Source organism: Bradyrhizobium sp. CCBAU 45384 (assembly GCF_028128665.1).
GTDB lineage: Bacteria > Pseudomonadota > Alphaproteobacteria > Rhizobiales > Xanthobacteraceae > Bradyrhizobium > Bradyrhizobium manausense.
The window spans coordinates 80,850-94,925 of record NZ_LBIZ01000109.1 but is presented as its reverse complement, the minus strand read 5'-3'; the positions used below and the strand labels follow the sequence as shown (position 1 = coordinate 94,925).

Sequence of the window (14,076 nt, the reverse complement as noted above, 5' to 3'; positions counted from 1 at the left end):
CGGTGCTGGCGGCAACCACTTGGAAGCTCCTCATAGATTGAACTGCCGACACTCCAGCAACAAGCATGCCAGCCGGCCGTAACAGTCCACCCATTGAAGAAGCTAACGCCATTTTTTGATCGTCTTCAGCAAATGGATTGTCGCAAATGCGACAGCGCCATGAAACGGAACGTGCTACCCTACGACGGGTTCGTTGCGGCGCACCGGGATCTGAGAATTGTAGCGGGGCACTCGATCCTGCCGCTTTGAACCCATGGCCATCCGCTCGCATCCAAATGGCTTCACCCACGCCCTCCTACCACCGGACGGCCTACAAATCCGGCAAGGCCTTCTCGGATGACGGTGCGGCCGCGGACTCTCCTGGCATTTCCAATATCCGGCCGCTGGCTACATTCGGCCAGGCTGCAGCCTGCAACAGCAAATCGCGCCGGCGTTCGGCCATCCGGCTCTCGCCGCTTTCTTCACCGAAGCAGATGTTGAAGTCGTCACATTGAGTGCACACGGGTGTCGTGCACATCCCAAGGCCTTCATTCTCGCAAAGCATGCGGTAGAAGAAGCGCTTCCAACGCATATTATTGACATTGCGCGCGGCGAGCGGCGCGAAATGCCGGCCCAGCAGCAGCGAGAGTTCGCCACGATTGCGCAAACCCAGAGCTTCCCAGAGATGGTCCGGCTCAATGGCGCGGCGCGCGATCATCGCGGCCAGCCAGCGGCCGATATCGCCCTCGGTCGAGCGTTGATTGAGCAACAGATCGCGAAGCATTGCGATCTCCTCGTCGTCTTCCCACCTGAAAGGCGAGGCCTGCTCCGCGGCCTTGATCTCGGTTGAGGGAAAGTACCGCTCCAGCAAGGCCGCCAATTCAGCGCCGGATAGGCCAACCCTCTCAAGAAGAGAGCCACCATCCATCGTGGCAGCGGCTAGGATAGACGCCAGAACATGGCGATCGAGATTTCTTTCTATTGCGATATCGGCATCTGCAGGATGCCTACCGGTGAGCAGACGGTAGGTTGTAATTCCCCTATGCGACCGGCTGATAGCGTCAACAGCACAAGCAGCCACGAACGGAAAGACGTGCGGCTCGGACATAACTCCGTGGGTCTTCACAATGCTAGGTTTGTCACGGCGCACCGTGGTTTTGGCGACCGTCTTTTGTCAGGATGCCGGTCTCCCGGGGGAGGGTGAGGGAGACCGGCATCTGTCGCGCGCCTTTACAAGGCCGCGGCTCGTGGCCCTTACGAGGCTGCGAGTTCGGCGGCAGTCTTGCCGATGACTGATTCATCCACGGGCTTCATAATGCCATGCTCCATCAGCATGTCCTCGAGCTCATCCATAGAGATCGGGGTCGGGATGATGCCTTTGCCGCCATTATTGTGAACCTTGGCCGCGAGCTTCCGATAGTGATCGGCCTGCTTGGAATCCGGTGCATACTCAAGCACCGTCATGCGGCGTAGCTCTGCATGCTGCACCACGTTGTCGCGGGGCACGAAGTAGATCAGCTGAGTCCCTAGCTTCTTGGCCAAGGCTTCCGCCAGTTCAAGTTCCTTGTCGGTCTGCCGCTCGTTGCAGATCAGACCGCCGAGCCGCACCCCACCAGAGTTAGCGTATTTCAAGATCCCCTTGGAAATGTTGTTTGCGGCATACATCGCCATCATTTCACCAGACATCACGATGTAGATCTCCTGCGCCTTGTTCTCGCGGATTGGCATCGCGAAGCCACCGCAAACGACATCGCCAAGCACATCGTATGAGACATAGTCAATGTTCTCGTAGGCGCCGTTCTCTTCCAGGAAATTGATCGACGTGATGACACCACGGCCGGCGCAGCCGACACCTGGCTCTGGACCACCGGACTCCACGCAGCGAATGTCTTTGTAACCGACCTTCATTACGTCCTCGAGCTCTAGGTCCTCCACACTGCCGGCGCTCGCGGCGAGGCTCAAAATCGTGTCTTGAGCCTTGGCGTGTAGAATGAGGCGGGTCGAGTCCGCTTTAGGATCGCACCCTACAATCAGGATTTTCTGACCCAGCTCGGCTAGCGCCGCCAGCGTGTTCTGCGAAGTGGTGGACTTGCCGATACCGCCCTTCCCGTAGAACGCGATTTGTCTTAGTGAAGCCATGTTGCTCTCCATCAACCGATTATCCAAAAGCTCGCGCTTCTCGCGCGAGGTTGTTTCCCTCGCAGAAGCGGGGGCACACGGGTTGAAGGGAAGGAGCGCATCGCTCGCCTTACGCGTCGGCCTGCACTCAGCCCTCACTCAGTGTTGCTGCCGCTTATTAGCAACGGCCGTGCCAACGCTTGATGCGTGGCTTAAGCTTCTGATTACGTTTCCAAATGCCAATCAGCTGGTGCGTGATCGTTGGCCGTTTTGGATCTGACAGAATCTGCGCAGCTGTCGGACATCGAACAAACAACCCCAAACATCAGCGCCAAAAACCGAATTGACTGCACCTATTCCGATGTCTCAGTTGTGGAACGGAACTTGCCGCTCCTCTGACGAGACGGGCGATTTGAGGAGAATGAACACGCCGGTCGGGCTCGAAACCTGGCGGACCCGGAGCGAGGGTTGCAACTACGGTACGGCGCCTGGTGCGCTGATATTGGAGATGATCAGCAGGCATTTCAAATGAGCCGCCGGATGCAGCGGCGCCGTGCCACCCGTTCATCTCACAACGCGTAGATCGGTTTGCCGTGGCGACAATCATCTTCTATCGGAAGCCCGGTTGCGCCACAAATGCGCGTCAGATTCAAGCGCCTCAATCCGCGGGCAACGACCTGGTCGTCGAGGACATCCTGACGGGGCGATGGCATGCCGACGAATTGCCCAGCTTCTTCCGCAATATGCCCCTCGACGCCTGCTTCAACCGAGCCGCGCCGCGTACCAGGTCAGGCGAAGTCACCCTCTATTCCGTCGATGTTGCAAACGCACTCGCACTGATCGCTGGCGATCCGCTCCTGACACGACGACCGCTGATTGACGTAGACGCGGCACGACGTGGCGAGCTCGATTAGGAGCTCATGCTGTCGTTCCTTGGCCGCAAGACTCACGATGAGCTCGATGGATGCTTGCAAGGAACAAACCGCACGCGTTGCCGGCAGACGTAAGCAAACGTTGAGCGTTTGCTATGCCAATAATGACGTGCTCCACTGGCGGCTTGCACGAGTAGTAACAGAGTGGGCCCTTGCAGAGGCGGCCCGCGCAGGTGCCTACTCCGTACGGAGGCATCGCCAATATTGCGCTTGAATGCCGCCCTTCCGCCTTCGCGACGTGAGAGGGTTTTCCGCAGTTGTTGCTTTGTGACGCATGACTTCCGCGTCTTGGATTGGATCAGAGCACCAAGCCGAGAGGCAGCTGCTTCAAGAGCCTTGGCTCAGACGACCTCTTGGATAGACTAAAGATCAGAACAGATCACCACGCTTCGTGGGCGTGATCCTAATGCAACTTACCAAGATGATTGCGCAAGCCGCCGCTCTCATTTTGATCGATATCAAATCCACCGGCAGTCGCAATGTGTGACAGAGACCTTGCGCGGCTTCTCGTGCGACTTTTTGGAATGGAGAATTCGATGAGAGCAAGAACAGTTTTGGCGACAGCATCGGTCCTCGCGCTAGCGACCCCGTTGGCCAGCAACTCGGCACGTAGTGCGGATCTGGCTCCGGCGCCGGTCTACTATACAGCGCCTCCAATTGAACCCCGCAACCCATGGATGATCCGCCTGCGCGTGCTCGGCGTTTTGCCGGATACCGCAGGCAGTTTGGTCAACGTTTCCCGGACGCCATCGCTCTCATCACCAAGTTCTGGGCTTTCGATCAGCGATCAAGTCATACCAGAGCTGGACATCACCTATTTCTTCACAAATAACTTGGCCGCTGAACTCATTCTCGGCGTGACCAGACATCACATCAGCGGCAATGGCGCGCTCACTGGGCTTGATATCGGAAACACCTGGCTGTTGCCGCCTACACTGACCCTGCAATATCACTTCACCGATTTTGGGCGGCTTAAGCCCTATCTCGGGGTTGGCATCAACTACACTGTATTGTTCAACCAATCGGTGGCGAACACGTCGCTCGCCGGCCTTACCGTCACCGAGCTACACCTCAGAAACAAATTCGGCGCTGCAATCCAATTCGGCTTCGATTACATGCTTGATCGTCACTGGGGCCTCAACTTCGACGTGAAGAAGCTGTGGCTGCGGCCGGAGTACTCGGCGACAATAAACAATGCGATTGCCGTCACCGGCCGCGCAAATATCGATCCATGGCTCGTCAGCGGCGGCGTCGCTTACAAGTTCTGACGAAAGAACGGGGTCATAAAGGAGACTGCGTTTGATCAACTCGGACGCAGCGAGCCCATCGAGCGCATCTCCTACTGTCACCGCCCTGTGGCAGGAAGCCGGCTGACGCGTCAATGACGCGTCAGCTCGCAAGAGAGGGATTCATTCGCAGCATTGTGCCCGCTGCGACTTACGGATCGCGCCGCACGCGAGTGACAGTACACAAACATCGACACGGCATATGGTCCTATGCCTGTTTCGTCGCGCGGTGCAGCGGAGCCACTTTACAATTTTGGCTTTATAGAAGCGGTACGCCGCGCCAAGCTCAATGACCTGCTGTCAACGGACTCCTGAGTGCAAGGTGCCCGGTTAACCTCAGACGATCTGAGTTTCCCAACGGCCGGCATGGACGAACAAGCCGTTCATCCTTGCCAGCCAGCGCAAGTGGCCGCAAGCGACGCCTCTAGCCTCGCTTGAGCACCATCACAAAGCGATCGACACGTTTGCCCCGCTTGAGGTGGGAGTTGACGATCTCGTCACCGTCCTCAGGCGTACTCGCCCGATACCAGACGGCGCCGGAATAGACCACCAGCAAGGGACCAGAGGTGCAAAAGCCAAGGCGGCCCGCTGTCGCGAAGCCAACATCGTTGAGACCTTGCGCTTCGATCGCCTCGCCCATTCGATCCCAGGGACCCTGCGCCGGAAGCGCCGCAACTGCCGTGGGGATGCTTGGCGGACGCTGCGTGTTGCACCCGAAAACATGATTCCGATAGGAGCTGAGGGAGATTACTTCATCTGAAGGGATGAGGTGCGAGCACATGGTCGGCCACAACGTCTAACGATTGAACGCTCGATTGTGCGATGGGACAGGACTGATCCCCACTCCCCTTGCGAAAGCAGCCGGAATGAGAGGGCGCCATGGTCGCTGTCGCCGCTGAAGATGAGCGATCGATACCTTGGCGTCCGAAACCGCTTTCTGATCAATACCAACGTCTACTTCCGTCATCCCGATCTCATTATTCATTCACCACTCACTTGTCATCGAAATTCTCCAAAGCAAGTCGCACACCAGATGTGTAACGTGCGCGTCTCACAATTCGGCGCAGTCGCAACAATGTCGGCGCTTTTCGCCCCTGGCAACGATCCGAGACGGGCCAAAAGCCCGTGGCCTCCGTCAGACTGATGGCGTCGGTCGGACCGATTCGATCTGCTCGCTCATCAAGGCGCCGACGATCAGTTCGCTGATCCCCTCCCCGCGGATTCCTGCTTGAAGGCATCGACCGCAATCCGGCTCAGCCGAAAAACCCCTCGGCCCCGGGCGAGCGGTCGATAGGCCGAGCTCGCACGGCTGTTGAGAACGTCAAACCATTCGTTCGGAGTGAGCCTTGCTGGACGCTCGCTGATTTGTATCACCCGCCCGTTCGGGGCGAAGCGGACGTGGATGATGACTTGTTGAGAGTTCATATTGATTCCCGATTTTGGTCACCAACGATCACGAGCTGGATACCGACCAACTCGATTGTAATGTGCTTGCTTTCGGACATCTTGGCGCCTGCCTCAAGCCGCGCCTTGCATGCCGAGACTTTTCAATGATCGAGCATACCTTCTCCCCACTCGCGTGGAACATTTCTCATGCGGCCCTCTAGGTGCGTTGTCATCGGCGGCATCCAGCACCCTCCTGCATTGGGCGGATCACGATGTCGCTCGGCAACGCCGTACAAACCAGGTTTCCTTGGTCTGATTTCTCATCTCTTCCGCTGTCAAAACCTAAACTCACCGCAATAAACGTCTCGTACTTCTTTGTCTTGGATGACGATCATCTCAGTCAATCGCCGCGCCGGCGCCTGCGTTATCGCTTCATCGTCTCGACGATAACATCGATCTACTTGTTTGCGAAACCGGTGTGAAATGGAATCGACATGACGCGATTGACTATCTCATACGCAAGCAGAAAATGGCCATGACCATAGCCGGCGATAGGTTGCGTTGCGCGCATTGGGCATTATCGGCGCCGTTTCAACCCGTGTGCGGCGCTGATCATCAATCATGGCGCAGTGCCCCAATCGCGTGAAGTGCACCTCAACATATCCGGGAGCATGCGATCAGCTTACCTCTGTCACATCAGGCGCAACATAAAGCGACCCGGTACCTTCACATGATTGCAGATGCGCCGCGTAACACTGCTCGACCATTCGGCACCCTCTGGGATTTCGTCGGAAGGCTTAAAGCTGAACTACCCCATATTCCGCTGGTTCAGAGCTCACCGTCCAACATTCATCTTGGCCAATACGATCCAGGTCGCTCGCTTTCGTTCGGCCGTAATCTGCACGCAATGGACCGATCAATCGTCGCTCCTCTATCCTTCGGACACGGCGGCGCCTCATTGCCAAAACAGGCGTTCGGGATCCGCATTCAACTCGTCTATTGCAGGAGTCAAGCGGTGATAAAGGCTGTAAAATTCCCAGACTCCTCCCGCGTGATTCTTGTGAAACAGCTTCCAGATCCCGCTCACGGAATCATAAAGAATCAGCGCGACGTCGACCAAATCGCCGTCCTTGTCGATGTTGCGCGAGCAACAGGGACTCTCGATGAGGTAGCCGCCCCTCACTGGCGTCACATTCGGCGAGACGTAGAGATAGCGCTTGCGCGCGCTCAAGCCGTGCTCGATCCGCTTGCGATCAAGCTCATTGGGGTGAGGCACTAGCCCCGTCTTTTCTTTCCTCATCAGTGCGGCATTCATGACGAAACCCTCCCTTCAAAGCGCTCTGATTTTCTTGTTGAAGACCAGCAGATGAGATGCTCCTCACCAGACAACAAGGATCGGCTCATGAGCTTCGTTGTTGAGAGTATCGATGATGGTCTGGAGGGTCGCTTTGGGGACGAGCAAGGCTCCCTCGGGCTCCACATTGGTAGAAGAGCGGTCCTTGATGAGCTCGACTGCGGGTTTGCCCCGCTGGTCCCGCTGATATTTCGTAACACTTTGCTTAGTCATGACTCCTCCGGCAACGGCAAATCGTCGACTTCCTCGCAGGCATCTACTGGCTCTAGCTCCGTACGTTTCATGCCAACGCGGCGGCCGCTTTCAGAAAACTCTACACCGTAGATGTAGAATTGCTGTAAGAACGTACCGATCGAGACAACGTAACCCACCTCCCCCTTCTTGACTAAGACGTCGCCAATCTCTTTACCGGGATAGGTGCCATCATTGCGAATGGTGCGATTGGCTCGAAGCTTCTGGCCAAAGCTGAAGACGGGCGGATCGCTTAGCTCGACGACGTCGCTGTCGCGAAGAATGCTGTTCATATACCGCTCCTCATGCATTGCTTGCTCTAGAGATGCAGGAGGTCCGCATGGCCCCCCTGGCGACATTCCGCATCACTTGGTGCCCGCGCGCGATACAGTCACTCACATCCACGATGTGAGCGCCGCCTGGAAGGCCGCTCTCGCCATTACGAAACGCCCTCGAACCGCCGAAATGCCGCCAAGCCATGCGGCCGACCAGCAATAGCACTATCGCAGGAAATCCAGAGCAGTCGCCGTCCATAAGGGAGAGCGAACGTCGGCACCTGCGATCCAACGGGGGGGCGCTTGCGAAGTATTCAGCACCAGGTCTTGGCATGCCGTTCATGAGGGCTCACGCTTTAGACTGGCGCTTGGTAGCGAGGCAACGACGTATCAACCACGCAGGTACCGTCGACCGGACAGGCGGCCGCACATTGCGGCTCGTCAAAATGGCCAACACATTCGGTGCATTTTGCCGCTTCAATGACAAAGCTTCCCCCCTTCTCTGAGATCGCAACGTTCGGGCATAAAGGTTCGCAGGCGGAGCAGCCCGTACACTGCGAGGCGATGATTTTGAACGGCACATATTTCTCCTTACGCCGCAGAGATCCGATCTCCCAGCCGACACGCAGGCTCGCCGCGCTGTACGTGCTGGATCTCCCCGCGCTTCACTTTGTCGAGATAGGCTCTGAACCAAGCGATCGCCGACTTCTCAATGAACTCGTGAGCGAATTGGTCAACTGGCTCGATTCCCGCCTTGATCAGATTGCTTTTCGGGCAGCCGCCGATCTTAGCCACGAAGACCGCATGGCAGTCACGGATGTCGTGCAAAATCGCGGATAATCTATCTTCCTCGCCGTAACCGCCCTGGCAGTAACCTTCCACACGGCGTAGACCGACGAACTTGGCGCCGGATGTGGAAAGCTCGTACATTTGAAATTCCTTTGCATGTCCAAAGTGCTCGTCGATCAACCCGGAGCCCTTGGTTGCAACCGCCACCAGAAGAGTGATCGCGCCCATCTCTCCGGAAAGTTCCGCAAGCTCCTTTTGGCCGGCGGCGACTTTGCAAAGGCGCTCATTCTCTACCTTTTCCTGATAAGCCTTGCGCATGGCTAAGTCATATTGGACGTCCATTTTCATCACCCGATCATTAGTGAACTCTGCGCTGCGATCCTCGCCGAGTAGACCGACCGCATCAGCGCGGCACTGGCGGCAATGCCGCATGATGTTTATTTGCCCTTCACATGCGTCTTGCAGCGCCTTCAATTCTTGCGTCGTCGGACCGCGCTGACCGTTGAGCCCAAATGCCGTTCCGTGCTCGGGCGCGGAGATCAGCGGCATGATATTGTGAAGGAAGGCACCGCGCGACGTGACCTCCTTATTAACCTCGACCAGGTGGCCATCATTGATGTTGGGGATCATCACCGAGTTAATCTTGCACAGAATGCCGCGTTCGCTAAGCATCTCGAGGCCTTGCAGTTGGCGATGCGTGAGTATCCTTGCCGCCTCGATGCCGGTATATCGCTTGTGGTTGAAGAAGATCCACGGATAGATCTTGGCTCCAATTTCCGGATCGACCATGTTGATCGTGATGGTTACGTGGTCAATTTTCGCCTTGACGATGGTATCGACATAGTCCGGCAGTGCGAGTCCGTTGGTTGAGAGACACAGCTTGATGTCGGGAGCAGCCTGGCTGACCAGCTCGAACGTTTTAAACGTCTTTGCCGGATTGGCCAGGGCATCGCCCGGACCAGCGATGCCAAGGACTGTCATCTGCGGAATGGCCGTCGCCACCGCGATCACTTTTCTCGCCGCCTGCTCAGGGGTGAGTTTCTCGCTCACCACACCGGGACGCGATTCATTGGCGCAGTCGTATTTTCGATTGCAGTAGTTACACTGGATGTTGCAAGCAGGCGCGACCGCGACATGCATGCGAGCGTAATGATGGTGCGCATCTTCGCTATAGCAGGGGTGGTTTTTGACCTTTTCCCATATCCCGATCGGCAGATCGCCTTGGCTGTCCTGCGAACCGCAGCTCGCCCGCCCGGTGTTGGCCGAAGCGCGGCAGCCGTTATGCTCGGTGATGGGCTGCATGATGTTTTCACCATTCGCTGCAACTTTGATATACTTTCCGCGTCCCACGACCGCGTTCATTCCCATTCTCTCTGCAAGCATCATCGCCCCAGGTCATTCTTGAGCGCGCTTCAAGAAGCTGCGTAGCAACTTGCATGCCATGGCGAGGAGGTACGATTGCAACCGTAGTCCAACGAGTTATGACGACGATAGCGTTGGCGCTTTCAAGAACAGCAATGATAAGCCTGTCGGCCAAGCGACAGACGCGTCGCCTTTCTCACTCAGAGCTCTATCGCTTGCGCATTCACTCTCGCGCTGGACGAGCCCGCATGCGGCTTCATCTAAACGGGCCTTCACGCGCTGCCGCTTCCAATTGGGCGGATCCGGACTGGGGTCCGGACTCATAAGGCTAGTAGTGGCCGACACGCGTCCTACTATGACGGGCAGCAATGAGGATCAAAAATGATGGTGCGATCACCTCGACCCAACTGGCCGAGCGTTGTCTGCGCTATCCATGCCGTCGCGGCGGGCTCATGTTTGCTAATCTTGATATGCTGCGCCGACAGCCATTCTTTTCCCAAATTCCCCCGGGGCAGGGCCAACCTGCCGGCAAAGGAAGTCGACCGACGCCTCTGGGTGCGCTCAGCACATCGCATATGGATAAGCCCGTCACACCGGGACGAGATAGATGACAATGCTTCCGGTTTCCAGGCGGGCGCCAGGGTCCACGAGAGTTATCTTCGCAACCACCGCATCGAAAGCCGATATCCGTGAGTGTCTTTCACGGATCGTCGCCGCTCTCATCCCGCTTCTTCGCGTCGATTGTGATCGGTAACCGTGTGTCGCTCGCCATCTCGGGCAAATCGAGCACCCAGCCGTTAGCTACTTTGATCCAGCCTCCCCATAGTGTTTCGTACTCCGAGGCCACGATTGGCTCTTCGAGATCCTTTTTTGGCACGTAGATCGACAGGCCCGCGTCCGGAGAGCGGCGGATCATGATTTTCACGAGGTCTACTCCCCGACAGTGACGCTGGAGACGGCGCGCATGCGAGCCACGATATCTGACATTGTGCGCACGACTTCATCGACTTCAGCGACAGTGGTTTCACGCGAAAGAGAAAAGCGAATGGCGCCGTGCATCCGCCACGCAGGCACCTGCATGGCACGCAGAACATGCGATGGCTGCATTGAGCCCGCACTGCAGGCTGATCCGAGCGACACGGCGATGCCCGCCCGGTTGAGACGGTGGGCAATGCCTTCGCCCTTGAGATTGTCGAAGGCAATATTGGTCGTGTTGGCCAACCGATTGCTGATGTCGCCGAGCACAGCGCACTCGCCATTGCGTAAAATTCCCTGCTCAAGGCGGTCACGTAACGCGCCAATGCGGACGCGCTCGGGTTCAAGCCGCTCCGCCGCAAGCTCGGCAGCTTTTCCCAGGCCGACGATTCCGGGAATATTCTCGGTCCCGGCGCGTCGCCCTCGTTCCTGTGATCCGCCGCAGATCAGCGGCTGGAATTTTGTCCCTTTGCGCAAATATAACGCGCCGACCCCCTTGGGGCCGTGCAGTTTGTGCGCGGAGAGCGACAACATGTCGATCGCGCTGTCCTTTAGGTTTAAGCGCACCTTACCAATCGCCTGGACCGCATCCGTGTGAAACAGCGCACCCGCCTCACGGGTCAACCCGGCCAGAAACTCCACAGGAAACATCGTTCCGGTCTCGTTATTGGCCCACATAACCGAGGCAATCGCTGTTCGTGGCCCAATCGCGCAGCGAAACGCCTCGATGTCGAGCCGGCCGCAAGCATCGACGGGTACAATGCGCGTCTTGACTCCCCTTGCCGCCAATTGCTCCGTTAGCGCAAGTACGGCGGGGTGCTCGACCGAAGTGGTGACCACCTCGCCGCGACCTTCCTGCGTCGCAAGCGCAGAGAGGATTGCGGCATTATTGGCTTCGGTCCCTCCCGAGGTGAAGACGATTTCGCGATCGTATGCACTACCTAACAGGCCGCTCAGGTTTCTCCGGGCCTGCCTCAAAGCGACTGCGACTTCGCTGCCGAAGGCATGCGTTGACGAGGCATTGCCGAACTGCTCAGTGAAGAAAGGCAACATGGCTTGCACGACGGACCGATCAGTCCGCGTCGTTGCATTGTTATCGAGGTAGATCGGCGCTCGATTTTCGCTCAATCCACCACCTCGCCTGCAGCAGCAATGAGGACCAGGCGATCCAATCCTCCGATCGTATCTACCAGTCGCGCCTGAATACCTCCTAACCTTCTCGGAAGCTTGTACGACCCGCCAGCACAGGTCGGCCTTGCCATGAGCATGCTGCTATCGTGCCGAGCAGCTAACAGTCGCCAGCGTCGGCTTGCAGATTGGGCCGGAATTCGTCGTGCACGCAGCGAATGCGCCCCTCCCGCTTCGCAGTGAACGACGATCTCCTCAAGAGTTCTGGTTCGGCCGTCACGGTTCAATGCCTTCTCCTCATCACTGATCAATGTTTTCCCTCAGCCGAAACGATTTACCGCAGGAGCAGTTCGCGGTCGCGTTCGGGTTGTGAAAGGTAAAGCCAGAACTCTCCGGCGCCAGCACGAAATCAATAGTCGTGCCGACCAGATGCTCACGGCTCTTGTTATCGACGAACACCCTCAGCCCATCGCGTTCGATCACGGTGTCGTCAGGCTTTGGCTCCTCGGCGAGATCCATCTTGTATTTGAATCCATTGCAGCCGCCTGCTTCAATCGTGACGCGTAGACCACCGGCTGGGTGCGCCGACGATGAAACCGCGCTTTTGATTGCATTCACTGCGCTCTCTGTCAGGTTGATCACGTTTTCCCCTCATCAGCTTAGACCCAGCCAAGAGCAAGTCACGTGCCAGCGCGCAGACGCCGAGTGATGCTCACTATCGCGCCGTTGGCTTTGGAACGATGTCGCGATCCCGACAAGGCTACTTGAGGCGGTTCCGGCCACCGACTCGTTTTCTTTCTAAGCTGCACTGAAGGCCGCCACGCATGCGGCGGCAAGCGATTTGCATCTCATCTGACACCGACCAAAGGTCGGCGTAGAGTCGAGGACAATTTAATGACTGCAATCGAGAACACCGCACTCGGCAGACTTGAGAAGGAGGGCCGCCTTCTCAACGCCGTACTCAAAGGCGCGACCACCAAGCCGGGCCGATTCGGCTTTCGGGGCGACATCGCACTAAAGTTCCAGACTCAGGTCGCCGACGAGAAACGTCCGCCAGACTATTCGATCGAGCAGGTTCTGACGATCGTGCAGGACGGAGAACGCACTATTCCCGTGCTGGCCGGCTACTTACATTCCTTCGCGTATCTTGCTGACGTCGCGACCGTCCTCGACGGTGCCTTAAGCCCAACCGGCAGCTACTTCATTTTCTGCAACAACATCGATTTGCTGGCGAAATACCGAGTTAAGCTCGGCGAGATCAACTTCCACGTTTTACCGTGCGATGAATCCACCGTTTGGAAGGAGCTGATGGACCTGGTCGGGCTGAACAAGGACGACGTCAAGAAGCTCGATCCGGGCGGCAAGCTTGATTACCTCCTCGAGGCCATCAAGGATCTCGATCTATCCTATGAGGAGATCTCTTATGATGACGGACTAACGAGGATGGAGGCTGTGAAAAACCGCAACGAGAACCGCCCGGTCTGAGCGCGGTCATCAGTTGTTGGCCGATCCATCTTCTTCCACAAGGTGCACACCGACGACGCAGATGTCACCATCCAGAACGACCAACGGGATCGGTGTGAGCGCTCTGCCCTGACATGGACCTTCGACGCACCGCCCGCTGCCGAGGTCGAAGGTCGAACCGTGCTTGCCGCACATCAGCCGGATGCCGTATGGATCGAGGAATTGGTTCCGCTCCCAGTCCAAATTGACGTTGTTGTGCGGGCAATTATTCACATAGCCAAGCACTCTTTTGCCCCAGCGCACCACAAGGATGGGCCACGGCCGGTGATTGCCGTCGTCTTTGACGACCATAAGATTGAATCCCATGGCCCGGCGGCTCGGAATGTCGTTAAAGCTGCAAATCGCATAGGTGAGATTGGGCTGCATTCATCGCTCGTGTGTCGCAATAATTTTTTCATTGTCGTTGCGCAATCAACGTGCAAGAGCTGTACAACTGCCGACGCAATTACCCACAAATGCTCTTTCGATGATGGCTGCGCAGCTGCGGCTTTCGGCTTCAAGCATACTGCGCCATTTGCCCGATCGCTACATGCGGTTGCTGGTCGTTGCTGCTCGTTGATGGCCACGTCTTCAGGCCGTTACCGCCGTCGAGTCGCGTATCTCACCAAAGCATCGTAAGTGCCTTCGGAGATAGGTTGACGGTCGTTTCAGCCGGCGAGGGCGACGCAGCGAGCGTGCGCCCCCTATGAAGAAAGGCTGTTGAGCCCTGTATAGGACGGTCAAATACCCGTCACTTC

At 57.2% G+C, this 14,076-nt stretch carries 14 protein-coding genes and 1 pseudogene; 3 read left to right on the top strand and 12 right to left on the bottom strand.

Going from position 1 to position 14,076, the window contains the following annotated elements:
- Nucleotides 1-310 precede the first annotated feature (310 nt).
- Nucleotides 311-1,087 (bottom strand): nitrogen fixation protein NifQ, encoded by a 777-nt coding sequence (locus XH80_RS20100; RefSeq protein WP_271600057.1) that lies wholly within the window; start codon nt 1,085-1,087, stop codon nt 311-313.
- Nucleotides 1,088-1,233: 146 nt separating this feature from the next.
- Nucleotides 1,234-2,118, bottom strand: coding sequence for a nitrogenase iron protein (gene nifH / locus XH80_RS20095; RefSeq protein WP_271600172.1), 885 nt, complete (start codon nt 2,116-2,118; stop codon nt 1,234-1,236).
- Nucleotides 2,119-2,690: 572 nt separating this feature from the next.
- Here nifH and XH80_RS20090 point away from each other — a divergent pair.
- A complete protein-coding gene (locus XH80_RS20090; RefSeq protein WP_271600056.1) occupies nt 2,691-3,011 on the top strand; it encodes an arsenate reductase family protein in 321 nt (106 codons plus the stop codon).
- 542 nt (nt 3,012-3,553) lie between these two features.
- The gene (locus XH80_RS20085) at nt 3,554-4,297 is read left to right on the top strand and encodes an OmpW/AlkL family protein (RefSeq protein ID WP_442869158.1); all 744 of its coding nucleotides are present in this window, start codon (nt 3,554-3,556) and stop codon (nt 4,295-4,297) included.
- Nucleotides 4,298-4,739: 442 nt separating this feature from the next.
- On the opposite strand, the pseudogene XH80_RS44045 reads toward XH80_RS20085, so the two are convergent.
- From XH80_RS44045 to XH80_RS20035, 9 genes and pseudogenes are all read right to left on the bottom strand, one after another.
- Nucleotides 4,740-5,096: pseudogene (locus tag XH80_RS44045) on the bottom strand ((2Fe-2S) ferredoxin domain-containing protein).
- 1,560 nt (nt 5,097-6,656) lie between these two features.
- Nucleotides 6,657-7,016 carry a DUF3024 domain-containing protein gene (locus XH80_RS20070; RefSeq protein ID WP_271600052.1) on the bottom strand — a complete coding sequence of 120 codons (360 nt, stop codon included), beginning with the start codon at nt 7,014-7,016 and terminating at the stop codon, nt 6,657-6,659.
- 63 nt (nt 7,017-7,079) lie between these two features.
- The gene (locus XH80_RS20065; protein ID WP_271600051.1) at nt 7,080-7,268 is read right to left on the bottom strand and encodes a hypothetical protein; all 189 of its coding nucleotides are present in this window, start codon (nt 7,266-7,268) and stop codon (nt 7,080-7,082) included.
- Nucleotides 7,265-7,579: a nitrogen fixation protein NifZ gene (locus tag XH80_RS20060; RefSeq protein ID WP_271600050.1), complete on the bottom strand. Its 315-nt coding sequence runs from the start codon at nt 7,577-7,579 to the stop codon at nt 7,265-7,267. The genes XH80_RS20065 and XH80_RS20060 overlap by 4 nt, the downstream gene beginning before the upstream one ends.
- A 338-nt stretch (nt 7,580-7,917) precedes the next feature.
- The gene (locus XH80_RS20055) at nt 7,918-8,142 is read right to left on the bottom strand and encodes a 4Fe-4S binding protein (RefSeq protein ID WP_271600049.1); all 225 of its coding nucleotides are present in this window, start codon (nt 8,140-8,142) and stop codon (nt 7,918-7,920) included.
- 10 nt (nt 8,143-8,152) lie between these two features.
- Complete coding sequence (gene nifB / locus XH80_RS20050) at nt 8,153-9,712, bottom strand: nitrogenase cofactor biosynthesis protein NifB (RefSeq protein WP_271600048.1); 1,560 nt, start codon at nt 9,710-9,712, stop codon at nt 8,153-8,155.
- Between the two features lie 700 nt (nt 9,713-10,412).
- Nucleotides 10,413-10,637, bottom strand: coding sequence for a putative nitrogen fixation protein NifT (gene nifT / locus XH80_RS20045; protein ID WP_271600047.1), 225 nt, complete (start codon nt 10,635-10,637; stop codon nt 10,413-10,415).
- A gap of 5 nt (nt 10,638-10,642) precedes the next feature.
- Nucleotides 10,643-11,815 (bottom strand): cysteine desulfurase NifS, encoded by a 1,173-nt coding sequence (nifS, locus tag XH80_RS20040; protein WP_271600046.1) that lies wholly within the window; start codon nt 11,813-11,815, stop codon nt 10,643-10,645.
- 300 nt (nt 11,816-12,115) lie between these two features.
- Nucleotides 12,116-12,457 carry a HesB/IscA family protein gene (locus XH80_RS20035; protein ID WP_271600045.1) on the bottom strand — a complete coding sequence of 114 codons (342 nt, stop codon included), beginning with the start codon at nt 12,455-12,457 and terminating at the stop codon, nt 12,116-12,118.
- Nucleotides 12,458-12,709: 252 nt separating this feature from the next.
- On the opposite strand from XH80_RS20035, the gene XH80_RS20030 reads away from it, so the two are divergent.
- On the top strand, nt 12,710-13,300 hold the full coding sequence (locus XH80_RS20030) for a hypothetical protein (protein WP_271600044.1): 591 nt from the start codon (nt 12,710-12,712) through the stop codon (nt 13,298-13,300).
- A gap of 9 nt (nt 13,301-13,309) precedes the next feature.
- Here XH80_RS20030 and XH80_RS20025 read toward each other — a convergent pair whose 3' ends face one another.
- A complete protein-coding gene (locus tag XH80_RS20025) occupies nt 13,310-13,705 on the bottom strand; it encodes a Rieske (2Fe-2S) protein (RefSeq protein WP_271600043.1) in 396 nt (131 codons plus the stop codon).
- Nucleotides 13,706-14,076 lie beyond the last annotated feature (371 nt).